The organism is Lentzea kristufekii (genome assembly GCF_033949925.1).
Classification (GTDB): Bacteria; Actinomycetota; Actinomycetes; order Mycobacteriales; family Pseudonocardiaceae; genus Lentzea; species Lentzea kristufekii.
Map to the genome: position 1 here is coordinate 220,151 of NZ_JAXAVV010000004.1, position 24,778 is coordinate 244,928.

The following is a 24,778-nucleotide window of genomic DNA, read 5'->3' on the forward strand; positions in this document are numbered from 1 at the left end:
CAAAATGGATGTGGACAGCCTCGTCGCCATCGACGTCCACACCCACGCGGAGGTCTCCGCCGACGGCCACAGTTCGCTCAGTCCCGCACTGCTCGAGGCGTCCGCCAAGTACTTCAAGGCCGCCCACCGCCAGCCGACGATCGCCGAGACGGCCGAGATCTACCGCGAGCGCAACATGGCCGCGGTGATCTTCACCGTCGACGCGGAGCACGCCACCGGCCATCCGCGCATCTCCAACGAGGAGATCGCGGCGTCCTGCGCCGAACACGCCGACGTGCTGATCCCGTTCGCGAGCGTCGACCCGTGGAAGGGCCGCACGGCCGTCCGCGAGGCCCGCAGGCTCGTCGAGGAGCACGGCGTGCGGGGCTTCAAGTTCCACCCGAGCCTCCAGGACTTCTCGCCGGACGACCGGATGGCCTACCCGCTGTACGAGGTGATCGAGGAGCTCGGCGTGCCGGCGCTGTTCCACAGTGGACAGACCGGGATCGGGGCCGGTGTGCCCGGCGGTGGTGGCATCAGACTCAAGCACTCCAACCCGATGCTCGTGGACGACGTCGCCGTGGACTTCCCGCACCTGCGGATCGTGCTCGCGCACCCGTCGTTCCCGTGGCAGGACGAGGCACTCGCGGTGGCCACGCACAAGCCGTTCGTGTACATCGACCTGTCCGGCTGGTCACCGAAGTACTTCCCGCCGCAGCTCGTCCGCTACGCCAACACCCTGCTGCAGGACAAGGTCCTGTTCGGCTCGGACCACCCCGTCATCACCCCCGACCGCTGGCTGGCCGACTTCGCGAAGCTGGAGATCTCGGACGAGGTCCGTCCCAAGATCCTCAAGCACAACGCCGCCCGCCTGCTCGGACTCGTGAAGGAGGACGCGTGACCATCTCCGTCCAAGGAATCGCAGAACTCAGGGCCCTGGCGGGACAGAGCCTCGGGTACACCGACTGGTTGCAGATCGACCAGAGCCGCGTCGACACGTTCGCCACCGCCACCGACGACCACCAGTGGATCCACGTCGACCCGGAACGCGCCGCCACCGGGCCGTTCGGCGGCACGATCGCGCACGGCTACCTGACGCTGGCGCTGCTCATCCCGTTGATGACCGAACTCCTCGAGGTCTCGGGCGTGCGGATGAGCCTGAACTACGGGCTGGACAAGGTGCGGTTCCCCGCGCCCGTGCCGGTCGGCGCCAAGATCCGGCTGCTCGGCCAGGTCGCGTCCGTCGAGGACGTGCCGGGCGACGGCGTGCAGCTCACCGTCGACTTCACCGTCGAGATCGAGGGCTCCGCGAAGCCCGCTTGCGTCGCACGTGCCGTCTACCGCCACTACACATGAGGTGAAGTCATGGCGCCAACAACGCAGTTACGCCGTGCAGTCGCGTCGAGCTTCCTCGGCAGCGTGATCGAGTACTATGACTTCCTGCTCTACGCCACGGCCTCCGCGGTCGTGTTCAACAAGGTCTTCTTCTCCTCGCTCGACCCGCTGGTCGGCACGATCGCGAGCTTCGGCACGTTCGCCACCGGCTACCTCGCCCGGCCGCTCGGCGGGATCCTCTTCGGACACTACGGGGACCTGCTGGGGCGCAAGAAGATGCTCGTGCTGACCATGAGCCTGATGGGCGTGGCGAGCTTCCTGATCGGCCTGCTGCCCACCTACGCCCAGGTCGGCTGGCTCGCGCCGGCCGGGCTGGTCCTGCTGCGGGTCGTGCAGGGCATCTCCGTCGGCGGCGAGTGGGGTGGCGCCGTGCTCATGTCGGCCGAGCACGCCACCTCCCGGCGCGGGCTGTGGGCGAGCTTCACCAACGCCGGCGCGCCGTGCGGCATGGTGCTGTCGACGGCCGCGCTGACCGGTACCGCCGCGCTGGTCGGCGAGCAGGCGTTCCTCGACTGGGGCTGGCGGGTGCCGTTCCTGCTGAGCGTGGTGCTGCTGGGCATCGGCCTGTTCGTGCGGATGAAGGTGGAGGAGACGCCGGTCTTCAAGGCCGAGCGGAAGCCGGGTTCCCTGCCGTTGCTCGACGTCCTGCGCAACCACCCGCGCACCTTGGCGCTCGGCGTCGGCGTCGGCCTCTCGGCGTTCGTCGCGCAGTCGACGCTGACGACGTTCGTGCTGGCGTACGGCGTTCAGGCGGGCAACAGCAGGCAGATGATCCTCAACGCGCTGACGCTGTCCTCGGCGCTCGCGGTGATCGGCATCATCGGCTGGTCGGCGATGTCCGACAGGGTCGGGCGCCGGCCCGTCGTGCTCGTCGGCGCCGTGCTCATGGCGGCGTTCGGGTTCGTGCTGTTCCCGATGGTGGACAACGGGCTGATCGTCGTTGCGCTCGTGCTCGGCCAGGCCGTGATCCACCCGATGATGTACGGGCCGCTGGCCGCGCTCTACAGCGAGCTGTTCAACACCGGCAGCCGGTACACCGGCGCCTCGCTCGGCTACCAGCTGGCGGGTCTGGGCGCGGGGCTCGCGCCGTTGCTCTTCGCACAGGTGCAGAAGACCTCCGGCACCGGTGCGATCCCGTTCATCCTCGCGGCGTTCTGCCTGCTCACCGTCGTCTGCACGGTGACGCTGCACGAGACCAGCCGGACCAGCCTGACAGGAGACAGGAATGCGCAACGCGGGACTGGGCAGCTGGCCACACCGCCGAGCACGCATGGCGCCGAAGCGTGAGGCGTTCACCTACGACGGCGTCTCCACGTCGTACGAGGAGGTGGCCGTCCGCACGACCCGGCTGGCGTGGCGGTTGCGGGAACTCGGGGTCCGGCACGGTGACCGGGTCGCGTACCTCGGCCCGAACCACCCGTCGTTCGCCGAGACGATGTTCGCCGCGCACCAGCTGGGCGCGATCTTCGTACCGCTGAACTTCCGCCTCACCCCGGCCGAGATCAACTACCAGCTCGCCGACTGCGGCGCGCACGTGCTGGTGCACGCGCCGTCGCACCAGGTGGAGCACCCGCGGGCGGTGTCGCTGGCCGCGTACGAGGACTGGCTGCTCCAGGGCTCCGACGAGCCGTTGGACGAGCCGGTCGGCATCGACGACACCGCCCTGATCCTCTACACCTCCGGCACCACCGGCAGGCCCAAGGGCGCGATGCTCAGTCACGCCAACCTGCTGTGGAACACCTTCAACCTGATGATCGGCGTCGACATCGCCTCGGACGACGTCGCGCTGGTGAGCGCACCGCTGTTCCACGTCGCCGCGCTCGCCCAGACGCTCCTGCCCACGTTCATCAAGGGCGGGCACAGCGTGATCACCTCGCGCTGGGACGTCACCGAGTGCGTCTCGTTGATCGAGAGGCAACGCGTGACGTGGATGTTCGGGGTGTCCACGATGTACGCCGACCTGGCCGCCTCCCCGTCGTGGCCCGCCGCCGACCTGTCGTCGTTGCGGGTGCTGCTGTGCGGCGGGGCGGCGGTGCCCGACGCGGTGATCCACGCCTACCAGGACCGGGGCCTGGTGTTCTGCCAGGGCTACGGCCTCACCGAGACCGCGCCCGGTGCCACGTTCCTGGAGGCCGCCGACAGCGTGCGGAAGGCGGGTTCGGCCGGTCCCCCGGTGTTCTTCGGCGATCTGCGGCTCGCCGACACCGGCGAGATCGAGGTGCAGGGCCCGAACGTCACGCCGGGCTACTGGAACGACCCGGTCGCCACCGCGGCCGCGTTCACCGAGGACGGCTGGTTCCGCACCGGCGACCTGGGACGACTCGACGACGGGCACCTGCACGTCCTCGACCGGCTCAAGGACATGTACATCTCCGGCGGCGAGAACGTCTACCCGGCGGAGGTGGAGAACGCGATCACCTCGCACCCGGACGTGGCCGAGGTCGCCGTCGTCGGAGTGCCGGACCCGCGCTGGGGCGAGGTGGGGCGGGCGTTCGTCCGGCCTCGCGACGGTGCGCTGGTGGACGCCGCCGGGTTGCGGGAGTTCCTGTTGCCGCGCCTGGCGAAGTACAAGATCCCGGTCCACGTGGAGGTGGTCGCCGAACTGCCGCGCACGGGGTCCGGGAAGGTCCTCAAGCCCGCGCTGCGCCGGTTGCCGCTGTGACCGCGTGGCGGGCCAGGACGGTCTGGACCGCCTCGTCCACCGAGTGGGCCATGGCCTTCTCGGTGGGCGCCCAGTTCACCAGCAGCATGCGGGGCCAGAACGCGAAGTTCGAGATCATGCCGAGGAACTGCGTGGCGGCCAGGACCGGGTCTGCGACGGTGAGCGTGCCGGCCTCGTGCTCGGCGGCCAGGTAGTCGCGCACCGCGTCGAAGAACGGCTGCTTGCCGAGCTTGAACTGGGTCTGCCCGAGTTCGGGGAAGCGTGGTGCCTCGGCGATGACGATGCGGAACAGGGCGACCATGCCCGGCCGCGTCAGCAGCGCCACGTACCGGGTGCCGAGCGCGGTCAGGCCCTGGAGCGGATCGCCGGGCGGCGGAGTGAGAGCGCCGTCCTCCGTGCGCCAGTAGTCGGTGACGATCGCGTCGAACAGCTCGGCCTTCGTCGGGAACTGCTTGAACAGCGTCGCCTTCGACACCCCGGCCGCGTCGGCGATGCGCGCCAGTGAGGTCTTGTCGTAGCCGGACTCCAGGAACAGCCCGGTGGCGGCCTCGACGATCGCCGTCCGCTTCTGCTCCGCCATGCGCTCGTGGTAGGTCGGCACGCGCTCCAGTATGCCACGAGGTGAGTCACTTGACTCACCACCGCCGTTCCGCCTAGCGTGCCGAGGCGAGTCACTCAACTCACCTCTGGAGGAAACGATGGGACGCTTCGACGGGCGGACGGTGTTCGTCACCGGCGCGACGAGCGGAATGGGTGCGAGCCACGCGCGGGGCTTCCACGCGGAAGGCGCACGGGTCGTGATCGCCGCACGCGACATGGACGCGGGCGCGAAGGTCGCCGAAGAACTCGGTGAGCGGGCGTTCGCCGTGCGGCTCGACGTGACGGACGAGGACGCCTGGGGCGAGGCCGTCCGTGCCGCGGAGGAGCGGTTCGGGCCGGTGTCGGTGCTGGTGAACAACGCGGGCGCGCAGCACGCGGCCGCGCTGATCGAGGACACCTCGCGCGAAGTCTGGGACCGGACCCTGGCGGTCAACCTGACCGGGCAGTTCCTCGGTATCAAGCACGTCGCGCCATCGTTGCGCAGGGCCGGCGGCGGGTCGATCGTCAACATCGCCTCGACCATGGCCAACGTGGGTTCGCCGTTCTACGCGCCCTACGTGGCGAGCAAGTGGGCGCTGCGCGGACTGACCAAGACCGCCGCGCTGGAGCTCGGCAGGGATGGCATCAGGGTGAACTCGATCCACCCCGGCGTCGTGTCGACGCCGCTGATCAACGAACCGGTCGCGGCCGGTCAGCCCGCGATCGGCGACCTCTACTCCCCCGCACCGTTCGCCGTGCCGCGACTGGGTGAGCCCGGCGAGTTCACCGCGCTGGTGCTCTACCTGGCGTCGCAGGAGGCGGCGTTCGCGACCGGTTCGGAGTTCGTGCTGGACGGCGGTCTGCTGCTGGGACCGGCACTAGCCGGTGTCTGACAATTCCGTCGGGCGATAGTGGCGGCCGAGGGATCCGCGCCTCTCACCGAACGAAATTGTCAGACACCGCCTAGCCGCAATGCCGATCGGTTAGGTATTACGGCTGGTCAGATGCCTCGTGGCGGACTCTTCCTGGGAGTGCGGCAGGCGACTGACCGCAGTGCGGTCGACGCGGCGGCCCAAGATCACTTGCGGGAGCGCTCTCAAGGCTGCGAACAGCCCGGTTGGTGGTAGTTATGCGCTCGATGATCATGAGTTGGTAGTACTTGCAGACGCCCGGTTCGCTGTGAGAGCGCGAACATCGAAATCGGCATGACCGATTGCGCCTAGCCGCGTAGGTACCCGGAGATCGGGCCGAACGTGAACAGCCCGGTGCCCGCCACGAGTTCGCCCTTGGCGGGCAGGAGCAGCGCGTGTGCGCGCTCCGCGAGTTCGTCGTCCCGCAGCCGGGTCGCCGCCATCGCCAGCAGGCAGGCACGGACCTCCGTGAGCAGGTCCGCCGGCCCGTCGGGAAGAGCACGCGCGGCATTCACCGCCTCGTCGTGCGGCAACGCCAGCGGGCGCACCCAGTCCAGGTGAGGGCCCCAGTCATCGGCGAGGTCCACTGTGGATGGACCGTGCAGGCTGAGCAGGGCCAGCGGCAGCAGTCCCCGTTCCATTCCCCACATGCCGGTGCCCTTGACGCGATCGGCCGCGGCCCGGTACGCGCTGTCGGCTTCGGCCGTCTTCCCGGCTGCCGCGAGTTTCAGTGCCGCGTACCAGTCGGTGAAGAGGCCGACCAGCGGCAGGTCGTGGCGTTGTGCCAGTTCGTCGGCTGCGGCCGCGTGCTGGTCGGCGGTGCCGAAATCGGCCAGCGCGCAGCAGGCCTGGACGAGAATCAGGTGGCCCAGCACCTCGTGGGTCACCAGGCGGCCGGACGCGACCTCGAGGAGTTCCCGGCCGATCGCGGCACGTTCCGGAGCCAGGCCGGTGCGGTGGAACGTGTGCATGAAGCGGGCGTTCAGTGCGAACGCCAGCAGTTCGGGGTCGCCGAGGGCATGAGCTGTGGCCTCGGCTTCCCGCGCTTCATCGAGGCGGGCGCCGGTGCCCCGGTCCTCCATCGCGATCGTGGCGAGCAGACGGGCTCGGGTGGCGGTCGGGCCGGGAAAGGCGGGCAGGATCCGTTCCGCGGCGGCGACGAGCTCGGCGGAGTGGGCCGGGTCGTCGTTGGTGGTCCAGATGCCGGGGACGTCGAACGACCCGATCACCTCGGCGACCTCCTGCGGGCCGCCGGCGATCCGCAACGCGACCGAGCGCTGCTCGCGGGCCGCTTCCAGGTCGCCGCTCACGGCCAGCGCCCTGGCCAGCCCGGTCAGCAGGCCGAACCGCGCCGAACCGGCGGCCTCGATCGCCGCACGCCACAGCGTCACCGCTTCACGCGGTGAACGGGTGAGCTCGGCGGCACCCGCCAATGCGCGGACCGCGGACTCGCTGCGCACACCCGCGAGCCGGTAGTGGTGCGCCAGCAACGGCACGTCCTCCGGGTGCGACGACTCCACCGCCGACGCCGCGAGCGCGTGCCACCGCGCCCGCCTGGTCAGCGACACCTCCTCGTACAACGTGTCGCGCACCAGCACGTGGGTGAACCGGGCGAGACCGGGCGCCACCTCCACGAGGAAGCCGGCTTCCAGGCCGAGGTCCAGCGCGTCGAGCACGTCGGCACCGGCGATCGCGGCGAGCAGGTCCACCTCGACGTCCCGCCCGAGCACCGATGCCTGGTGCAGCACCGTCCGCGCCGCTGCCGGCAGTCCGGCGAGCCGGTGGCGCAGCACGTCGCGCACACCCGGCGGAACGGAACCGAGGTCGCCGCCGGACTCGACCAGCCTGACGAGTTCCTTGACGTAGAACGGATTTCCGCCGCTGCGCTGGTGGATCGCCCTCGCGTCGAGGGATCCCACCAGTGCGGCGACCGCCTCCTCGTCCAGGCCCACCAGCTCGACCCGGACGGGTTGCGCTCGCGCCAGAGCCTCCAGCGGCACGGCGGTGCGCGAGGTCGCGACGACCAGCACCCGGCCGGACAACCGGCCCGCCGTGAACGCGGCCAGCACCGCGAGCGTCTCCTCGTCGGCCTGGTGCAGGTCGTCCAGCACCACCAGCACCGGCGCCGCCGACTCCACTGTGGACACGACCGCCCGGCGCAGGTGGAACCGGTCGGCCGCGACGAGCTCCTCCCCCAAGGCCTCGACGACCTGCTGCCACGGCCACGCCACCGGGGCGTCCTCGGGACAGCGCGCCCAGACCGTCGTCCAGCCGCGAGCGCCGAGCACGCTGCCGAACTCCTCGGCCAGCGCGGTCTTGCCCACCCCGGCCTCGCCGGTCACCAACGCGATGCCCAGCCCCGCCTCCGGCACGGCGGCGTCCAGCGCGGCCAGTTCGGAGGACCGTCCCACCAGCCGTGACTCCGTGGAACCCAGCAGGCGGGGCGACTGGGCGAGGATGTCCGACTCCAGCGCGCGGAGTTCCTCCCCCGGATCGACCCCGAGGTTCTCCACCAGGGCGTGCCGTGCCTCGCGCACGGCTCCCAGCGCGTCGCCCTGCCTGCCCTCCCGGTACAGCGCCAGCGCGAGCAGGCTCCAGGCCTTCTCGCGCCACGGATGTCCGGCCAGGTGGGCGCGCAGGTCGGCGACGACCTCGGCGGAACGGCCCAGGGCAAGGGCAGCGGCGGCCCGGCGTTCGACCGCGACCAGCCGCAGTTCCTCCAGCCGGTCGATCTCGGCCCGTGCCCAGTGGAACTCGGCGAACTCGGCGTACGCGGGCCCGCGCCACAACGCGAGCGCGGCGTCCAGCACGGACAGGTCGCCGCCGAGCATCTCCTCGAACCGCCACGCGTCCACGTCCGACGCGAGCAACGCGTACCCCGCGCCCTCGGTCACCAGCAGCGTCGAGGGAGTCCGGGGTGGACGATCGGGTTCCAGGGCCTTGCGCAGTGCGCCGACGAACGTCTGCACCGTGCCTACCGCGCCGTCGGGCGGGTCCTCCCACAGGTCGTCGACGAGCGTGCGCACCGGCACGACGCGGCGCCGGGCCACCAGCAGGCGCGCCAGCACGGCGCGTTGCTTCGGGCCGCCGAGGCGGGCGGATCCCGCGGTCAGCGGGCCCAGCACCCCGAACGTCACCACCCGCTGACCCCAACGCTGATTCGTTGCTGATCGGGCACCCGCACAGTGGTCACGTGAACCACACCGCATTCGACCACCAGCGCGTTCAGGTCTCCGAGGGCATCGAGCTGAACGTGGCCACCACCGGCCAGGGCAGCCCGGTCGTGCTGCTGCACGGCTTCCCGCAGACCCACCTCATGTGGCGGCACGTCGCCGCCGACCTGGCCGCCGACCACACCGTGATCATGCCGGACCTGCGCGGCTACGGCGACAGCGACAAGCCCGCCGACACCGGCCTCACCTACGCCAAGCGCACGATGGCCGCCGACGTCGTGGAGGTCGCCCGAGCGCTCGGGCACGACAGGTTCGCCCTGGCCGGGCACGACCGGGGCGCGCTCGTCGCGTTCCGGACCGGCCTCGACCACCCCCGGCACGTCACGCACCTCGCGTCGCTCGACGTGCTGCCGACGCTGGACATGTGGGACGTCATGCGCGGCACGTCCGCCGCCGTCGGGTTCCACCTGTTCCTGATGGCCCAGCCGCCCGGCCTCGCCGAGCAGATGATCAGCGCGACCCCGGACGCGTTCTTCGGCCACTTCCTCGACATCTGGAGCCGGCAGCCGTTCCCCGCGGACGTCCGCGCCGAGTACCTGCGCGCGAGCCGCGAGGCCGTCACGTCGATCGTCGCGGACTACCGGGCCTCGGCGACGATCGACGTCGAGCACGACACCGCGGACAAGAACGCGGGGAACCAGCTGGAGATGCCGGTCACCGTGCTGCAGCAGGACTGGGGCGCGGCGCTCGGCTTCGACGCCAAGGCGCTGTGGCAGGCGTGGGCGCCCGACCTCGACCACCGCACGGTCTCCTGTGGACACTTCATGGCCGAGGAGGCACCGGACGTCATCGCGGCGGCGATCCGCGACCTGCTGAAGCGCTGATCCTCCCCGGTGTCCCGAGCCGGCCTCAAGCCCTGACGCGGCCCTTGGTGGTCCACATCCGGTAGCCGGCCGACACGGCGTCGGCTTCCGAGGCGAACGCCATGTCGCCCTTCATCCGCCGGTAGTACGGGGAGTCGGGCGTGTGGTAGACCATCGTCTTCGAATTGCCCTTGACCGGCAACGGTCCCTGCCTGGGCTTCGGGTCGGCCGGTGCCAGGGGCTGCTCGGCGATCACCACCTGCTCCGCCGCCGGGCGGGGTGCGGGCAGGGCGATGCGCGTCTTCGGGCGTTCGGGCTGCAGGCGAGCGCGGACCGACAGCCACGTCACCAGCGAGCCGACGGCGAAGGACACCAGGCACAGCAGGAACATCTGCGAGAACAACCAGAGCACAGCGAACTCCTAACGGACTACGACGTCGACCTGGCGTGTGGCCGGGTCGTACTCGCCGCCGGGGGCGGGACGGGTCTCGATGGCGATCAACGCGGGTGCCACGCCCTGGCCGACGAGGACGTCGCGGACCAGTTCGCCGCGTTTCGTCGCCATCGCCTGGTCGGTGCCGTGCGCCACCAGCGTGATCGAGGCGCGCGGGGCGACCAGCAGCATGCGGCCGACGCGCTCGATGAGCACAGGGCCGTGGCCCTCGTACGCCGTGGTGCCCTGCACGAACCGGATCGCGCCGTTGCCGTTGACCAGGCGCGAGATCGAGTCGTGCAGGGCCTCGACGTTCAGGTCACCGACGGCCGCGGAGGAGCCGACCTCGATGCGGTCGGTGACCTGCAGGCCGTTCGCCGCCTGCCGGACGGCGTCGCGGACCGCGGTCGCCCTGGCCTCGTCGGGCACTCTGGCGGCGATCACGACCTGTCCGTTGTGGACGGTCGTGGTCACGTCCGAGACCTTCGCGGACAGCGCGGCGGAGAGCACCCGCCCGATCACGGCCGGCGGGATCGGCAGCAGACCGCCGAGCCGGAGCGCGGCCGTGACGCGGTGGTCGTCGGACCGCACGGCTTCCAGCAGCGCACGGCGTTCCGCGTCGTCGGCGACCGCGCCGGACACCAGGATCTCGGCGCCGCGCACCGCCAGGAGCAACTGCTCGGGTTCGGCCGCGCGCACGTCGGTGTCGCCGACGCCGTTCACATCGGACACCACGGCGCGCACCGCGTCGACCGAGCGCGGCGAGACCTCGCTGACCACGACCGATCGGCCTTCCACGGCCACCACGCCGTGGTAGCCGGCCTTTCCCAGCGCTGTACGCACCTCGGAGTGCAGCGTCCGTTCGACGCCACCGCCGTGGACGAACACGCCGGTGGTGGCGAGCAACGCGGGCACCAGGAGCCCGCCGATCCAAACCGCGTGAGGCAAGCGCACGGCGAACTGGGTATCGGACCGGGTCGCCGAAAATCCAGCTGGCCCAGCCATTCGGACCGAACTTCACCCGGTCAGGTGGCCGGGTGAAGCTCGGACCTCATCTGCTATTCAACGGTGGCGCGCGTCCGGCGCCAGGCGACCACGATCAACGCGATCAGGCCGAACAACGGGATCGTGCTGATCGCCCAGGACAGACCCATCGGCGGCCCCGGCTGCTCCATCACCTGGAGGTTCTTCAGCTCACCCGTGCCCGCGCCCGCCGGGCCGTCCACGTCGAACCGCATCGTCCACGTCCCCGGCTCGGGCAGGGCGAAGATGTCCAGGCCCCACACCTCGCGCTTGCGGGGGTGCCGTGCCAGTGGGCTGTCGTCGCTCTCCACGTCCCCGCGCAACAGCGTCAGCGTGCCCTTCTTGCCCTCGATCCCGTTCTCCGGCGCGAAGGTGAAGTCCAGCGACTGCATGGCCTTCACCGGCCACGTGCTGAAGCCGATGGTCAGGTCGTACGGTCCCGCCTGCACCTTCTCGGTGTGCACGACGTTCACCGGCTCGAAGGCCGGCGCGGGGGCGGTCGGTCCGAGCAGCAGCGCGACCGTGCCCGCGAGTCCCAGCAACGTCTTACGCATGGCTGTCTTCCTTTGCGGGTGCGAGGTGGCGGAGCATGTGACCGAACCGCCGGCCGAGCATTCCGGCGAGGGCGCCGAGCACCGCGCCCGCCACGACGGTGGCCACGTACCGTTCCAGGGCGGGGAAGTTGCTGCCCTGCACGAGCATCCGCTGCAGGGGCGCGCAGGCCGTGATGATCACGCCGCCGATCGCTCCGGTGAGCCAGGCGGGCAGTCCCCGCAGCAGTTCCACGGCGACCGCGACGAGGATCAGGCTCATCGGGATCATGTTGGGCAGTCCGGGAATGCCGTCGGCGTAGTCGCGCAACGGCAGGCCGGTGGCGTCCGCGTAGACCTTGGTGGCCCACGGGGAGAACCACCAGAACACGGCTTGCAGCGCCGCGACGACGACTCCGACGGCCAGCGCGCCGCCGCGTCGCTTCAGGACGTACGCGCCCATGAACAGGATCATCACCGAGAAGAACGCACTACCCGCGTTGACCGTGTTGACGGCACCGCCGGGCAACGCGCGCAGGCCGAGCACGGTCACCATGCTGAACGCGAGCAACGTGCCCGCCGCCGCGGCGACGCCGTACGTTCCCCAGCGCTGGTCCCGAGCGACCGCGAAGATCATGACCGCGCCGACCATCGTGATCGAGATCGACAGCAGCAGCCCGATGTGCGGCGGCGAGTCGATCACGGCGTCGAAGCCGTACAGGCCGTGCCACCGCTGGTCCCACAGTCCGTAGACCAGGAACAGCGCCGCGCCGATGCCGGAGATCAGGTACCCGACGGGGGCGGCGAACGTGCGGCCGAACACGCCGACCGCGCGCCCGCCGACCACCGGGTCGACCGCCTTGCCGCGCTTGGAGTCCGCCGTCGTCAGCAGCACGACGGCGAGGCTCGCCAGGCCCGAGATCGCACTGCCCGCGTACAGGAACAGGTGCGGCAGGGTGAAGAACGTGTCCGGGCCGACGTCGGAGTGCCATTGGATGTCCCAGGTCAGGCCGATCAGCGAGATCAGGGTGCCGCCGACCACGACGCTCGCCGGGACCAGCCCCCTCGGGACCGTCCTCGCCGACGACGCTGCCGTCGCCGTGATGTGCACAGTCATGACCTCCCCCTTCTAGGTGAGCAGCAGCGGGATGACGACCCGCTCGCCGCGCAGTGACAACGTGATTTCCCACTGACCCGCCATGAACAGGTCGACGCCCGCGACCTCGTACCGGCCGGGCGCCCGCGGTGCCGCGGTGATCGGGGCGAGCGCGTGGCCCATCTGCGGCATCGCCGGTTCGACCGTCACGTCGCCGTCGGCGGCGTTGCCGGACCGGTCGGTGATCCGCAGGTCGAACGAGTTGCTGCCGGACCGCGTGCTGGCGGGCGTGAGCTCGAACCGGAGCTGTGCGCTCTCCGCGAGGTGGGGCCGGGCCTCGACCCCGCGCGGCCACAGCACCAGCAGCGCGGCCACCACCGCGATCACCGCGGCCACGACGGCCGTCGTCGAACGCTTCACTTCGAGGCCACCTTCCCGGCCGGGACGTCGACGACCTTCGGCACGGTGACGACCGAGTAGTCCCGTTCGACCTGGATCCACACGAGGTACCGGCCCGGCAACGGGAACGAGTAGGTGAACGGCACGTCCGGCCCGTAGGCGGCGACGCTCTCGTCGGGCCTGTCGGGCAGGCCCGGGGTCTGCGGGAGCATGGAGTGCACGTGCGCCCAGATCGGGGCGTCCACGGCGGTGCCGGTGACCGGGCCGACGACGATCATGTGCCCGAGCATGCCCAGCCACGGCTGCAGGTCGCGCTCACCGAACTTCGCGGTGATCGTGCTCGGCCGGCCCGCCTCGCGGATCTCCATCGTCGTCTCGGCTTCCGCGTCGTGCCGGGGCGCGGCCGTGCCGGAGACCTCGACGCTCGACCGCAGGAGCTGCACTCCCCCGCCGCGCCGGGCGATCTCGGCGGCGAGCGCGTGCGTGCCCTGTTCGGGGTCGCTCAGCCGGGCGCGGAACTCACCCGGCGCCGTGCGGACCGGGTGGAGGTGGCGCAGGTGCCCGGACGGCGACACCACGACCAGGTGGATGAACGCGCTGTCGTGCACCAGGAGGTCGTCCACGGGCCGTCCCGACGAGCCGTCGGTCAGGCTGAGCACGAGGTCCTTGCCGTCCATGCCGGGCACCATGTTCACCGGCGGCCGCGAGAAGTCCATTATGGACGTTCGCTCGTAGGGGTTCATGACGTTGTCGTACGTCGGATCGAGCTGCGTGCCGGGCGCCGCGACCGGTGGGATGCTCGGCGCCAACAACGCCGCCGTCACGCCGACCGCCACCGCGGCGACCATGCCCGCCGTGGGCACGAGCGCGAGGCCGATCTTGCCGAACACCGCCAGCAGCAGTGCCGCCAGCAACAGCACCCCGGCCGCGATGAACCCTCCGTAGGTCGCGTTCTCCCACGGCGACGGCACGAGCGCCGGCACGACGAACGGAATGGTCGCCTCGTCGACCGCGAGCTCCCACGGACCGGGCCGGTCCACGTGCAGCAGCCCCGAGTGGAAGCCAGGTGTGGCACCGAGAACGACCTTGGCGGTGCTGCTGGACGCTCCCGCCGCGCGCAACGTCAGCGTCAGCTCGCCCGGCGGCGTACCGGCGTGCGTCACCACGTCGACGTGCACCGGTCCCGGCACCTCCGCGACCCGCCGGATGATCACCGTGAGGTCGCGGTCGCCGAGGCTCTGCGCGACGTGGATGTCCGCGCCGGACTGGGCACCGTCGGCCAGCGCGGGGGCGGCGATCCCCAGGAGCGCCGCCAGCGCGAGCAGGAAGGTCACGACACGTCGTTTCATCGCGACCGAACGTATCGATCACGACCTCGCCGCCGCGTCACTGCGAAGACGGAAACCGCATCCCCCGCGCGGGGGATCTCCGACCCCTGCGAAGCGGGAGGTTCTCAGGGGCGCCATCGGGCAGGATTGCGCTCGATGGATCTGATCAAGCTGCCCCTCAAGCACCAGTCGTGGCTGGTCGCGACCGTGTGCATGGTCGTGGACGGCGGGTTCGTGCTGCTCGACCGCGAACCGTTGCCGCAGACCGTGGTCGTGCTGCTGATGACGCTGGCCGTGGACGCGATGCTGGCCGGTCCGGCCCGGCTGTCGCTGTGGGTGGCCGCGGCGCAGGCGGCCGTGCCGGTGATCGTCCTCGTCGCGATGCGCAACGGGATCGACGCCAACGACGCCGGACTGCTGATCGCCGGGTACCGGGCGGGGGCGTGGCTGCGCGGCACACCGGCGTACACCTCGCTCGGGCTGCTCTCGGCCAGCCTGATGGCCTGCATGGTCATCAACGGCTACGGCCCCCTGTACGCGGTGCTGGTGGCGGCCAAGGGCGCGCTGCTGCCGTGGCTCGTCGGCCGCTACACGACGGCGCGCCGCGCGTACCTGGCCGAGCTGGAGAAGCGGTCGGCGATGGCCGAGAAGGACGCGAAGGCGGCGGTCACCAAGGCGATCACCGAGGAACGCGGCGCGATCGCCCGCGACCTGCACGACGTGATCATCCACCACGTGAGCGCGATCAACCTGCACGCCGGCGCCGCCCGTCTCGGTCTGCCGGACGGCAATCCGAAGCTCACGAACTCGTTGCGCGCGGTCGAGACGTCCAGCCGGGCGGCCATGGTCGACCTGCGGCACCTGCTCGACCTGTTGCACGGCGACAAGTCCGAGGGCGCGCGGCAGCCCGGACTCGACAACGTCGACGAACTGCTCGACGGCGTGCGCGCGGCAGGCCTGCCGGCCCGGCTCGAGGTGCGCGGGCAACGGAGGGACGTGCCGGAGTCGTTGGACATCACGGTCTACCGGATCATCCAGGAGATGCTCACCAACGCCCTGCGGCACGGCGACGCGTCCGGCGTGACGGTGGCGCTGGAGTACGCAACGGACTCGCTCACCATCGCGTCCCAGAACACGGCGGGTTCCGGTGAGGACTCCGGCTCGGTGCGCCGCGGTCTCGTCGGCATCCGCAACCGCGCGGGCATGTTCGACGGCCGGACCAGGTCCGGGCTCGACGAGGACGGCCGCACGTGGCGCACGACGGTCACGTTCCCCCTGGAGGCGTCATGACGTTGACGGTGCTGCTGGCCGACGACCACGCGATGCTGCGCTCCGGCATGCGCGCGATCTTCGACACGCAGGACGACCTCCGGTGCGTCGCGGAGGTCGCGGACGGCAAGGCCGCGGTGGCGGAGGTCGCGCGGCTGCGCCCGGACGTGGCCGTGCTCGACATCCGGATGCCCAAGCTGGACGGGCTCGGCGCGACGGAGATGATCCTGGCCGATCCGGCGAACCGCACGAAGGTCCTGCTGCTCACGACCTACGACACCGACGAGTACGTCTACCGCGCGCTCAAGGCCGGGGCCAGCGGGTTCCTGCTGAAGTCGCTGCCGCCCGAGGAGCTGATCTCGGCGGTGCGGGTGGCGGCGCGCGGGGACGCGTTGATCGACCCGTCGGTGACGCAACGGCTGATCGCGCGGTTCGCCGTCAGCCTCGCCCCTCCCCCGACGCCGCCGGAGCTCGAACTGCTCACCGCGCGCGAACGGGAGGTGCTGCAGCTCGTCGCGGCGGCCTGCAGCAACGCCGAGATCGCCGCGCGGCTGCACGTCGGGGACGAGACGGTGAAGACGCACGTCTCACGGGTGCTGGCCAAGCTCGGGTTGCGGGACCGGGTGCACGCCGTGGCGTACGCGCACATCAACGGGCTGGTGCAGAGCGGCCGCTGAGCCGCGGGGACCCCTCGTCGACCCCGCGGGTCACCGGCTCAGCTCTGCCAGACGACCGGCGACTTGACGTAGTCGTCGCCGCGGTTGTACTCGGCCCCCGCGACCTTCAAGCCGTCCTGCGCCGCGCTCAGCACGCACGTCTCGTACGTCTCGCCGGCGGCCTTGAACGTCTTGGGCGCGCTGGTGGAGTCGCACTTCGGGGTGTCACCGCTGATGATCACGCCGGTGCCCTTGCCGTCCTCACCGAGGCCGCGCAGGCCGATCGAGGTGAAGCTCAGGTCGGTGCCGCTGAGGTTCTCGACCTTGGCCCGCAGGTAGAACGGCGTGATGTTCTTGGCCTTGTCGCCGAACTTCGCCAGGTCCTCCTTCGGGCCCGCCTCGATGGCCGTGACGGTGATGGCGATGGTGCCGGTCTTGTCACCGGTGGCCACGGGGATCACCGCGCGGGCGCCGACCTTGAGCTTCGTACCGGGAGCCGTGACGTCGCCACCGGCCGGGACCGGCGGCGCCTCCTTCGAGGTGGAGGTCTCCTTGGTGCTCGTGGCGGTGGACGTCGTCGTGTCCGTGGCGGGTGTCGCGGTCCCGCTGGTCTCGGAGCCGCAGGCCGACAGCAGCAGGCCCGCCGTCGCGACGGAGGCGATGAACAGGGGGCCACGGGCGTGCGTCACTGCGGATCTCCTCGGACTGCGGAACCTGGGGTGCCCAGGACGTTAGGCCAGATGCCGGAACGGCGGTATCGGTCGTTCACACCACACGCCGGGGCTCAGAGGTCGTCGAGGCCGATCAGCCCGTCCTGGATCGCCCGCGCGACGAGTGCCGCCTTGGTCGGTGCCTGCCTGCCGATCGCCGCGTACTTGACCCTGATCCGCTCCAGGTGGGAGTTCACCGTGCTGAGTGTGATGTTCAGGCGTTGCGCCACGAACTCCTTCGACTCGGACTGGAACCACTCGACCAGGACCTCGGTCTCGCGCGGCGAGAGAGCGGGCCTCGTGTCCGACCTGTCGCCCGCCAGCGCGCCCGCGAGAGCCGGCGGCGTGTACGACTGCCCCTCGGCCGCCGCCTTGACGGCCTGCACGAGGTGCTCGGCGCCCTCGGCCTTGGTCAGGTAGCTGAGTGCGCCGATCTCCAGGCATTGCAGGACTATCTCGTCGTCGGCGCGCATCGAGTAGACGACGACCTTGCGTCCGTCCTCGACCAGCTTGCGCAGTGCGGACGTGGCGGGCGCGACGCCGCCGAGGTGCAGGTCGAGCACGACGACCGCCGCGCTCGCGCCGGGACCGGTCCAGGCCACCGCGGGGTCCTCGCCGCTCGCCACGAGCTCGATGTCCGCTGTGGACAGCCAGTGCGCGACTCCCGCCCGTACGACGGGATGGTCGTCGACCACGACCGCCGTCACGTCGTCCGCCATCGCGCCTCGCTCCTCACCAGTCCGCTGTGGACGCTCGTCTCGACGACGACCGCCCCTGTCCTGCCCGGTGCCGGCAGCGTTTCGGGCGCGTCCGCCACCACCGCCACGCGCACCTCCGTCGCGGTGCGCAGCAGGCTCACCTTCGCACGTCCGTCCGCGACGGCGAGCGCCTGGGCCATCGGTGCGACCAGCTCGCGACGTACCTCCGTCGGCACCGGTGTGGCCGTGCCGCTGACAGCGAGCGAGACGACGACACCGCGCCGTTCGGCGACGTCCACACACGCTGTCAGTTCGTGCAGCAACGGGTCGGGCACGTCGTCGTTCTCCGCGAACAACCTGCGCAGCTGCACGGCCGCGACCGAGCAGCGCAGCCTGGTCGTCTGGTCGGCCACGCTCGCGCGTTCGTCGGCGAGGTCGGCGAGCAGCGGCAGCAACGCGCCCAGCTGGCCCTCGAACCCGGCTCGCAGGTCCTGTTCCCGCTGGCGGACCAGCTCTTCGCGGGTGCGGGCGGCGTCGTGCTCGGCGGCGGCCTCGGCGGCCAGCCCGGCGTCGCGGTGCAGGACGCGGTTGATCACCATGACGCTGAGCTGGAAACTCGTGCCGCTGAGGATCACGACTCCGGCCGTGCCGATGTCACCGCTTCCCTCGCGCACGAACCACGCGATGCTGAAGGAGATGTGCGCGCTCAAGGCCACTATCAGCGCCGCCGGTCTCTCGACCAGCACCAGCAGCAGGTACCAGCCGGCGAGCCCGAACCCCCAGTCCGCCGGGCTGAACGACGCTCCGGCGGGCAGCGCGGTCGTCGCCAGCACCGACGAGACGAGAGGTGCGGCAGCGAGGAACGCCGGCGTCGGCACCGCGGCCGCGACACATCCGGCCACGACCGCCAGCACGGCCGTGAGCAGCCCGTACGCGATCCACGCCGCCGGGCCGTGCGGATGTGCGACGAGCTGGGGCAGCATGAGGACGAGCTGGACGGCGAAGACGACGACCAGCAGGACCTGCCTGGTGGTCGTGGCGACGGTGTGGTCAGTCATCGGCGGTCCACTCCAGCCGCGCGGTGGTCCCCGCCGGTCCGGACTCGACCACCGCCGTGCCGCCGGTGGCTTCGAGGCGCCCGACCACCGATCCGCGCAGGCCGCGCCGGTGCTCGGGCACTTCAGCGGGAACGAAGCCCCTGCCGTCGTCCTTGATGACGACCACCGCGCCTCGTCCCCGCGTCACCGTCAGTTCGGCTTCGGTCGTGCCCGCGTGGCGTTCGACGTTCGTGAGCAGCTCACGCGCGGCCCGCACGAACTGCAGAGCCACCCCGGCCGGCACCGGCACGACCTCGGCCTCCACTCGCACGTGCACGGAACTGTCCCGCGCCACCGCCGTGAGCGCGGCCCCGAGGTCCACGGTCCCCTGCGCGTTGCCCCGCTCGGCCAGCACGACCAGGTCCCGGCGGGCCTGAGCCGCGACCTCCTCGGGATCGCCACCGTGCGCGGCCATCAGGAACGTCGCGGCAGCCGTGTCGTGCAGCAGCGCGAGGTACTCCCGCTCCCGCCTGCCCTGGTCGAGTGCGATGGCCGCGGCCCGGCTCCGCTCCGCGGCGCGTTCCCTCAGCGCGTCGACCCTCCGGCTCGACCTGCGCAGCAGCTCGTACGACAGCCGGGCGAGCACCGACTCCAGCACCGCCCGCACGAGCACCCCTGGCCCGGTGGTCATGACCTGCACCGCGAGCAACGCCACCGTCGCGGGCACGCTCACCTTCGGCGGCCACTGCCACTGCCAGGTGATCAGCGTCGTGGTGAGCACCGTGATCACCCACTGGTCGGCATCGGCTCCCAGCACCACCGACAGCACCACGACGCGGAGGAACGCCACGGGAAGCGCCACGCGGGGCAGCCGGAAGTCGGCGACCGTGCTCACCGCGACCGCCGCGAACAGCGACCAGCCGAGCGGTGAGTGGAGCGAGAAGGCGCCGAAGAGGCTGATCAGGACGATGCCGGCGCCGCGGACGGGACCCGCGAGACGGGACACCGTCGCAAGCAGCCTCGCCTCCAGCACGTCCGGCATTCTCCGCGAGCCCCTCCCGGACCGCCTGGCCGGGCCACATGTCGTCCGCGTATCGAAAAACGCGTACGCCCTCGCAACGGCCGTGCGCCTTCACTTGGAGCGTGCTCAACACCTGGCAGGAGTGGGTCGGTACGGAGACCGGAGTCGTGATCGGCGCGGTGCTCGGAATCCCGGTGGCCGTGCTCGTGATGCTGCTCCTGGCGCTCCACCGCAAGCTCAAGCGACACACCCACCCGTGGCGGACGGCGCTGGCCGAGGTCGGCATGGTCTACGGGTCGCTGCCCTGGGTGTGGATCATCATGCTGCCCGGCGCGGAGCCGGGTGACACGGGCGAGCTGAGCCTGGTGCCGTTCGCGGACCTGATCGACCTCGTCGAGCACCGGGACGCGGGCCAGATCGTCGGCAACATGCTGGTGTTCGCGGCGCTCGGGTTCTTCGCCCCGCTGAGGTTCGCGGCGCTGCGGTCGGCGTGGCGGGTGCTGGCGTTCGCGGCGGCCTGCTCCGCGTTCCTGGAGATCGCGCAGTTCGTGCTGCGACTGGACCGGGTGTCCTCTGTGGACGACGTGCTGCTCAACGCCGCCGGCGCGGCACTGGCCTCGTTCGCGTCCCGGTGGTGGTGGCGCCCCAAGCCCGCGCCGGTGGAGGAACGGCACCTTGTCGCGGTGTGACCATCCGGGCGATCTGCCTAGGCTGACGACATGCGTGTGCTGATCGTGGAGGACGAGCTGCACCTGGCCGAAGCCGTCCGGGACGGGCTCCGGCTGGAGGCGATCGCCGCGGACATCGCCGGGGACGGGAACACGGCGCTGGAGATGCTGAGCGTCAACTCCTACGACCTCGCGGTGCTCGACCGCGACATCCCCGGTCCGTCCGGCGACGAGGTCGCGCGGCGGATCGTCGCGTCCGGCAGCGGCATGCCGATCCTCATGCTCACCGCCGCCGACCGGATCGACGACAAGGCGTCAGGGTTCGGGCTCGGTGCCGACGACTACCTGACCAAGCCGTTCGAGCTGCGGGAACTGGTGCTGCGGCTCAGGGCGCTCGCCCGCAGGCGTGCCTACGCGCGGCCGCCGGTCAGCGAGATCGGTGGCCTGCGGCTCGACCCGTTCCGGCGTGAGGTCTTCCGAGACGGGCAGTACGTCGCGCTGACCCGCAAGCAGTTCGCGGTGCTCGAAGTCCTGGTCGGTGCTCAAGGTGGCGTCGTCAGCGCCGAAGAGCTGCTGGAGCGGGCCTGGGACGAGAACGCCGACCCGTTCACCAACGCCGTCCGGATCACGGTCTCGGCGCTGCGCAAGCGACTCGGCGAACCGTGGCTCATCGCGACCGTGCCGGGCGTCGGCTACCGCATCGACGCGGATGGCTAGGCCCCCGGGACTCAGCGCCCGCATGAAGTTCACCCTGAGCTACGCGGGCATCGTCGTCGTGGCCGGCGCCGTCCTGATCGGGCTGGCCTGGTGGGACCTGCTGCGCTACGTCCCCGACAACGACCAGGGCCTGCTCTTCACCAGTCCCAACCGCTACCTGCTCTCCCGCATCTTCGGCCGCGCCGCCGCGATCGCCATGGTGTTCCTGGTGGCGTTCGGCCTGGTCGGCGGGTGGCTCCTGGCCGGTCGGATGCTCTCCCCGCTCGACAAGATCGCCGACGCCGCCCGGCTGGCCTCGAAGGGGTCTCTGTCGCACCGCATCCGCCTTCCCGGCAAGGCGGACGAGTTCCGCGAACTGTCCGACGTCTTCGACACCATGCTCGAAAGGCTCGAGTCGCACGTCGACGAGCAGCGCAGGTTCGCCGCCAACGCCTCCCACGAGCTGCGGACGCCGCTGGCGATCTCGCAGTCACTGCTCGACGTGGCCCGCCAGGACCCGTCCCGGATCGACGCCGAACTCCTCGACCGCCTGCACACCGCCAGCCGCCGCGCGATCGACCTCACCGAGGCCCTGCTGCTGCTCAGCCGCGGCGAGCGGGGCGTGTTCAACCGAGAGCCGGTCGACCTGTCCCTGGTCGCCGAGGAAGCCGCGGAAACCCTTCTCCCCCTTGCCGAACGGCGCGAGATCGAGCTCAAGGTCACCGGTGAGCCGGCGACCACCACCGGCTCCGCGGAGCTGCTCCTGCGGATGGTGACGAACCTCGTCCAGAACGCCATCGTCCACAACCTCCCGACCGGCGGCACGGTCACCGTCCACACCGAACCGCAGCACCAGGCGTGCGTGGTCCGGATCGAGAACACGGGCCGCCGCCTCGCCGCGGACCTGGTGCCGACGCTCACCGAGCCGTTCCAGCGCGGCGGCGAGCGCGTCCGCGACGACGATCACGCGGGTGTCGGCCTGGGACTCGCCATCGTGCACAGCATCGTCCGCGCGCACGAAGGCGCCCTCGACATCGCCCCGCGGCCGGAAGGCGGCCTGCGCGTCACGATCCGGCTGCCCAGCACCTGACCTGTGGCTGGATCTCGTCGAAGAACGCGGTCTTGGCACGCGTGTAGTCGTCGTAGTCCGGCTCGCCCGCGTGCTCCTCGGCGAGCCTGCGCTTGATCTGCTCGTAGCGCCGGGCCTGCCCGGGGTGGCACCGCAGCCAGTCGCGGAAGTCCACGACCCACCGCGCGAACGGCGAATCCACGCGGCGGACGTGCAGGATCGCGCCCTCGGCCGGGGAGTGGAACAGGCGCTTCTCGTAGGCCGCGTCGTCGGCCTGGTCCCCCGGCCTCCTGCTGTCCCTGTGCACACCGGGCGAGTCCGGCCTCGAACCGTGCGCCGGCACGAACGGCGTCGACGCCAGGACCTCGGTCAGCCGGGCATGCGGCGGCAGGTCCGGCATGCGCACCTGCAGGTCCACGATCGGCTTCGCGCCGAGTCCCGGCACCGCGGTCGACCCGATGTGCTCGTAGCCGAACCCGTCCGCACCGGGCAGCGCCGCGAACGCCGACCGCACCCCGTCGAGGAGGTGCCGTGCGCGAAGCGGCCAGGCGGAGTCGTACTCGACGATGACGGCGGACGGCATGTACCCGACCTTAGTCTGATCCAGGAAGTCGCCTTCCGGCGCTTTTGCGTTACACCACCACTTTGGACTCTCCATCAATTCTATGAATGCGACGGAGGCCTTCGGCCCTAGGCGTTGTGGACATTCGGGGATCACGCTTGTTCGTCTTCTGCCATGACGGGAGGGCACGATGACCGAGCCGAGTGGCACGGTGACCGGCAGCGGCCAGTTCCGCGTCGGACCCGAACTCAGAACCGGCGTGATCGAGACCCGGGGCCAGGGCGTGAAAGCCGTTCTGTACACCGAGGTCGACGGCGAGCCGATGGTCGAGGGTGACATCGTGCTCACCCTCGCGCGGGAGGACGAGCTCCACGAGCGGGGCGTGGTCATCCCAGGTCAGCAGTTCCGCTGGCCGGGTGGCCGGGTACCGTTCGAGATCGACCCGAACCTGCCGAACCAGGCCCGCGTGCACAACGCGATCGCGCACTGGGAACGCAACACCCGCATTCGTCTCGTGCCGAGGAACGCGACGGACACGAATTTCATTCGTTTCCAGCCCGGCGGTGGCTGCAGTTCTCCCGTGGGCATGCGCGGAAACCAGCAGAACATCACGCTGGCACTCGGCTGCGAGACCGGGGCGACCATTCACGAAATCGGGCACAGCGTCGGCCTGTGGCACGAGCAGAGCCGCGAGGACCGCAACAACTTCGTGACGATCGATTTCACGAACATCCAGCAGCAGAGCGCCCACAACTTCAACCAGCACATCACCGACGGCGACGACGTCGGGCCGTACGACTACCACTCGATCATGCATTACCCGCGTCGGGCGTTCGCGATCGACACCGGCCGCGACACGATGACGCCGGTCCAGAACGCCGAGATCGGCCAGCGCGAGGGACTCAGTCCCGGCGACTGCGCGGCGGTGCGGTCGATGTACAGCGGCCTCGAACCGGCGGCGGTGTTCCGGGGCGTGCAGTTCACCGGGTCCGTCCCGGCCGGCACGACCAGGCGGTGGTTCACCCACAGCTGGCCCGCCCACTGGTACGTGCTGTGGACGGTCGTGCCGACCGCGCCCGCGGCCGACGGTGCGGCGCAGATCGAGTGGACCACCCAGGTCACCCGGCAGTCCGGCGGGCTGCTCAAGTACTTCCTCGCCATCACGAACCTGACCGGCGGCCAGGTCGACGTCGAGGCCCGCTACGACGTGCTCGGCTGGTCGCCGGGCGCACTGTGAGAGGAGCCGCCATGAACGCCGATCTCGACGGCGGGGCCGCCCCCGCGTCGCTCGACGACCTGGTCCTCGCCGAGCCGCTCGACCTCGCGGGCGACGGCGGTGCGGCACCGGATGCCGCGCAGGACACCGGGGACGCCGTGGCCGAAGAGGCCTCGCACGCGGCCGAGGACGCCGGTCCCGCGCCCGAAGCAGAGTGAAGGGAGAGTCCCGATGCGACTTGGTGTGCAGTTCCGGGGACAGGTGCCCGGCGGGTCGTCGCGGCGCTGGTTCACCCACAGCTGGCCGGAGGGCTGGCGGGTCGTGTGGATGGTGGTGCCGACGTGGCCGATGGTCGACGGCGGCGCGCAGATCGAGTGGAAGGTGCAGGTCGACCGGCAGGCCGCCGGGCTGATCAAGTACTTCATCGAGATCCGCAACCTCACCGGCGGCCCCGTCGACATCGAGGCCCGCTTCGCCGTGCTGAACTGACCAGGTGCACGGCACCGTGGTGATACCGGCGGGCACGCCCGCGTTCGGCCGGGCCGTGCTGCGGGTGCGGCTGCTCGACGTCTCCCTCGCCGACGCGCCGGCCGTCACGAAAGCCGAGCACGTCGGGGAGTTCCGCCGTGACGACACCGCCGAGCAGCGCCTGCCGTTCGATCTCGGCCTGGCTGATGGGCCGGTGCTGACCGTCGCCGCTCACGTGGACGTGAGCGGCGACGGGCGGGTTCGTCACGGTGATCTGGTCAGCACCAGCGCCATCGAGCCGTCGGAGGGCGTGGTCGTGCTAGTGGAACCGGTGTAG

The 24,778-nt window shown here is 71.0% G+C and carries 28 protein-coding genes; 15 read left to right on the forward strand and 13 right to left on the reverse strand.

Annotated features, from left to right (window positions below; all coding sequences use genetic code 11):
• Positions 1-4 precede the first annotated feature (4 nt).
• From SK571_RS10250 to SK571_RS10265, 4 genes are read left to right on the forward strand one after another with little or no spacing between them, the layout of a single operon-like run.
• Positions 5-880 carry an amidohydrolase family protein gene (locus SK571_RS10250; RefSeq protein WP_319984026.1) on the forward strand — a complete coding sequence of 292 codons (876 nt, stop codon included), beginning with the start codon at positions 5-7 and terminating at the stop codon, positions 878-880.
• Positions 877-1,335, forward strand: coding sequence for a MaoC family dehydratase (locus SK571_RS10255; protein WP_319983788.1), 459 nt, complete (start codon positions 877-879; stop codon positions 1,333-1,335). Before SK571_RS10250 ends, SK571_RS10255 begins: the two co-directional genes overlap by 4 nt.
• A 9-nt stretch (positions 1,336-1,344) precedes the next feature.
• Positions 1,345-2,661 carry an MFS transporter gene (locus SK571_RS10260; protein ID WP_319983789.1) on the forward strand — a complete coding sequence of 439 codons (1,317 nt, stop codon included), beginning with the start codon at positions 1,345-1,347 and terminating at the stop codon, positions 2,659-2,661.
• The gene (locus SK571_RS10265; RefSeq protein ID WP_319983790.1) at positions 2,600-4,036 is read left to right on the forward strand and encodes an acyl-CoA synthetase; all 1,437 of its coding nucleotides are present in this window, start codon (positions 2,600-2,602) and stop codon (positions 4,034-4,036) included. Before SK571_RS10260 ends, SK571_RS10265 begins: the two co-directional genes overlap by 62 nt.
• On the opposite strand, the gene SK571_RS10270 is transcribed toward SK571_RS10265, so the two are convergent.
• The gene (locus SK571_RS10270; RefSeq protein WP_319983791.1) at positions 4,005-4,637 is read right to left on the reverse strand and encodes a TetR/AcrR family transcriptional regulator; all 633 of its coding nucleotides are present in this window, start codon (positions 4,635-4,637) and stop codon (positions 4,005-4,007) included. The genes SK571_RS10265 and SK571_RS10270 overlap by 32 nt on opposite strands.
• 97 nt (positions 4,638-4,734) lie before the next feature.
• Between SK571_RS10270 and SK571_RS10275 the strand changes: the two genes are divergently transcribed.
• A complete protein-coding gene (locus tag SK571_RS10275) occupies positions 4,735-5,508 on the forward strand; it encodes an SDR family NAD(P)-dependent oxidoreductase (protein ID WP_319983792.1) in 774 nt (257 codons plus the stop codon).
• A 326-nt stretch (positions 5,509-5,834) separates the two neighbouring features.
• Here SK571_RS10275 and SK571_RS10280 read toward each other — a convergent pair whose 3' ends face one another.
• Positions 5,835-8,666 carry a BTAD domain-containing putative transcriptional regulator gene (locus SK571_RS10280; RefSeq protein WP_319983793.1) on the reverse strand — a complete coding sequence of 944 codons (2,832 nt, stop codon included), beginning with the start codon at positions 8,664-8,666 and terminating at the stop codon, positions 5,835-5,837.
• Between the two features lie 53 nt (positions 8,667-8,719).
• On the opposite strand from SK571_RS10280, the gene SK571_RS10285 reads away from it, so the two are divergent.
• A complete protein-coding gene (locus tag SK571_RS10285; RefSeq protein ID WP_319983794.1) occupies positions 8,720-9,583 on the forward strand; it encodes an alpha/beta fold hydrolase in 864 nt (287 codons plus the stop codon).
• Positions 9,584-9,608: 25 nt separating this feature from the next.
• On the opposite strand, the gene SK571_RS10290 is transcribed toward SK571_RS10285, so the two are convergent.
• The 6 genes from SK571_RS10290 to SK571_RS10315 form a co-directional block, all read right to left on the reverse strand.
• A complete protein-coding gene (locus SK571_RS10290) occupies positions 9,609-9,974 on the reverse strand; it encodes a sunset domain-containing protein (RefSeq protein ID WP_319983795.1) in 366 nt (121 codons plus the stop codon).
• A 9-nt stretch (positions 9,975-9,983) separates the two neighbouring features.
• A complete protein-coding gene (locus tag SK571_RS10295; protein ID WP_319983796.1) occupies positions 9,984-10,949 on the reverse strand; it encodes a hypothetical protein in 966 nt (321 codons plus the stop codon).
• A gap of 104 nt (positions 10,950-11,053) precedes the next feature.
• Positions 11,054-11,572 carry a hypothetical protein gene (locus tag SK571_RS10300; protein ID WP_319983797.1) on the reverse strand — a complete coding sequence of 173 codons (519 nt, stop codon included), beginning with the start codon at positions 11,570-11,572 and terminating at the stop codon, positions 11,054-11,056.
• Positions 11,565-12,665, reverse strand: a complete 1,101-nt coding sequence (locus SK571_RS10305) for a hypothetical protein (protein WP_319983798.1) — start codon at positions 12,663-12,665, stop codon at positions 11,565-11,567. The genes SK571_RS10300 and SK571_RS10305 overlap by 8 nt, the downstream gene beginning before the upstream one ends.
• 12 nt (positions 12,666-12,677) lie before the next feature.
• Positions 12,678-13,064: a FixH family protein gene (locus SK571_RS10310; protein ID WP_319983799.1), complete on the reverse strand. Its 387-nt coding sequence runs from the start codon at positions 13,062-13,064 to the stop codon at positions 12,678-12,680.
• Positions 13,061-14,392: a hypothetical protein gene (locus SK571_RS10315; protein WP_319983800.1), complete on the reverse strand. Its 1,332-nt coding sequence runs from the start codon at positions 14,390-14,392 to the stop codon at positions 13,061-13,063. Before SK571_RS10315 ends, SK571_RS10310 begins: the two co-directional genes overlap by 4 nt.
• A 135-nt stretch (positions 14,393-14,527) precedes the next feature.
• On the opposite strand from SK571_RS10315, the gene SK571_RS10320 reads away from it, so the two are divergent.
• The gene (locus tag SK571_RS10320) at positions 14,528-15,661 is read left to right on the forward strand and encodes a sensor histidine kinase (protein WP_319983801.1); all 1,134 of its coding nucleotides are present in this window, start codon (positions 14,528-14,530) and stop codon (positions 15,659-15,661) included.
• Entirely contained in the window at positions 15,658-16,317 is a 660-nt protein-coding gene (locus SK571_RS10325; RefSeq protein WP_319983802.1) for a response regulator transcription factor, read from the forward strand. The genes SK571_RS10320 and SK571_RS10325 overlap by 4 nt, the downstream gene beginning before the upstream one ends.
• Positions 16,318-16,355: 38 nt before the next feature.
• Here the strand turns inward: SK571_RS10325 and SK571_RS10330 are convergent, their stop codons facing one another.
• The 4 genes from SK571_RS10330 to SK571_RS10345 all read right to left on the reverse strand — a co-directional run bounded on the left by SK571_RS10330 (position 16,356) and on the right by SK571_RS10345 (position 19,783).
• Complete coding sequence (locus SK571_RS10330; RefSeq protein ID WP_319983803.1) at positions 16,356-16,985, reverse strand: hypothetical protein; 630 nt, start codon at positions 16,983-16,985, stop codon at positions 16,356-16,358.
• Positions 16,986-17,080: 95 nt separating this feature from the next.
• Positions 17,081-17,725 (reverse strand): response regulator transcription factor, encoded by a 645-nt coding sequence (locus SK571_RS10335; RefSeq protein ID WP_319983804.1) that lies wholly within the window; start codon positions 17,723-17,725, stop codon positions 17,081-17,083.
• Complete coding sequence (locus SK571_RS10340) at positions 17,710-18,762, reverse strand: hypothetical protein (protein WP_319983805.1); 1,053 nt, start codon at positions 18,760-18,762, stop codon at positions 17,710-17,712. Before SK571_RS10340 ends, SK571_RS10335 begins: the two co-directional genes overlap by 16 nt.
• Entirely contained in the window at positions 18,755-19,783 is a 1,029-nt protein-coding gene (locus SK571_RS10345; RefSeq protein ID WP_319983806.1) for a sensor histidine kinase, read from the reverse strand. The genes SK571_RS10340 and SK571_RS10345 overlap by 8 nt, the downstream gene beginning before the upstream one ends.
• Before the next feature lie 101 nt (positions 19,784-19,884).
• Between SK571_RS10345 and SK571_RS10350 the strand changes: the two genes are divergently transcribed.
• From SK571_RS10350 to SK571_RS10360, 3 genes are read left to right on the forward strand one after another with little or no spacing between them, the layout of a single operon-like run.
• On the forward strand, positions 19,885-20,451 hold the full coding sequence (locus SK571_RS10350; RefSeq protein ID WP_319983807.1) for a VanZ family protein: 567 nt from the start codon (positions 19,885-19,887) through the stop codon (positions 20,449-20,451).
• A 30-nt stretch (positions 20,452-20,481) separates the two neighbouring features.
• Positions 20,482-21,147 carry a response regulator transcription factor gene (locus SK571_RS10355; RefSeq protein WP_319983808.1) on the forward strand — a complete coding sequence of 222 codons (666 nt, stop codon included), beginning with the start codon at positions 20,482-20,484 and terminating at the stop codon, positions 21,145-21,147.
• Positions 21,140-22,216: a sensor histidine kinase gene (locus SK571_RS10360; protein WP_319983809.1), complete on the forward strand. Its 1,077-nt coding sequence runs from the start codon at positions 21,140-21,142 to the stop codon at positions 22,214-22,216. The genes SK571_RS10355 and SK571_RS10360 overlap by 8 nt, the downstream gene beginning before the upstream one ends.
• Here the strand turns inward: SK571_RS10360 and SK571_RS10365 are convergent.
• Positions 22,191-22,778, reverse strand: coding sequence for a GrpB family protein (locus SK571_RS10365; RefSeq protein ID WP_319983810.1), 588 nt, complete (start codon positions 22,776-22,778; stop codon positions 22,191-22,193). The genes SK571_RS10360 and SK571_RS10365 overlap by 26 nt on opposite strands.
• Before the next feature lie 169 nt (positions 22,779-22,947).
• Here SK571_RS10365 and SK571_RS10370 point away from each other — a divergent pair, with 169 nt between their 5' ends.
• From SK571_RS10370 to SK571_RS10385, 4 genes are read left to right on the forward strand one after another with little or no spacing between them, the layout of a single operon-like run.
• A complete protein-coding gene (locus SK571_RS10370; protein WP_319983811.1) occupies positions 22,948-23,994 on the forward strand; it encodes a M12 family metallopeptidase in 1,047 nt (348 codons plus the stop codon).
• Positions 23,995-24,005: 11 nt separating this feature from the next.
• A complete protein-coding gene (locus tag SK571_RS10375) occupies positions 24,006-24,191 on the forward strand; it encodes a hypothetical protein (protein WP_319983812.1) in 186 nt (61 codons plus the stop codon).
• A 13-nt stretch (positions 24,192-24,204) separates the two neighbouring features.
• Positions 24,205-24,462 (forward strand): hypothetical protein, encoded by a 258-nt coding sequence (locus tag SK571_RS10380; RefSeq protein WP_266036695.1) that lies wholly within the window; start codon positions 24,205-24,207, stop codon positions 24,460-24,462.
• 4 nt (positions 24,463-24,466) lie between these two features.
• Positions 24,467-24,778, forward strand: a complete 312-nt coding sequence (locus tag SK571_RS10385) for a hypothetical protein (RefSeq protein ID WP_319983813.1) — start codon at positions 24,467-24,469, stop codon at positions 24,776-24,778.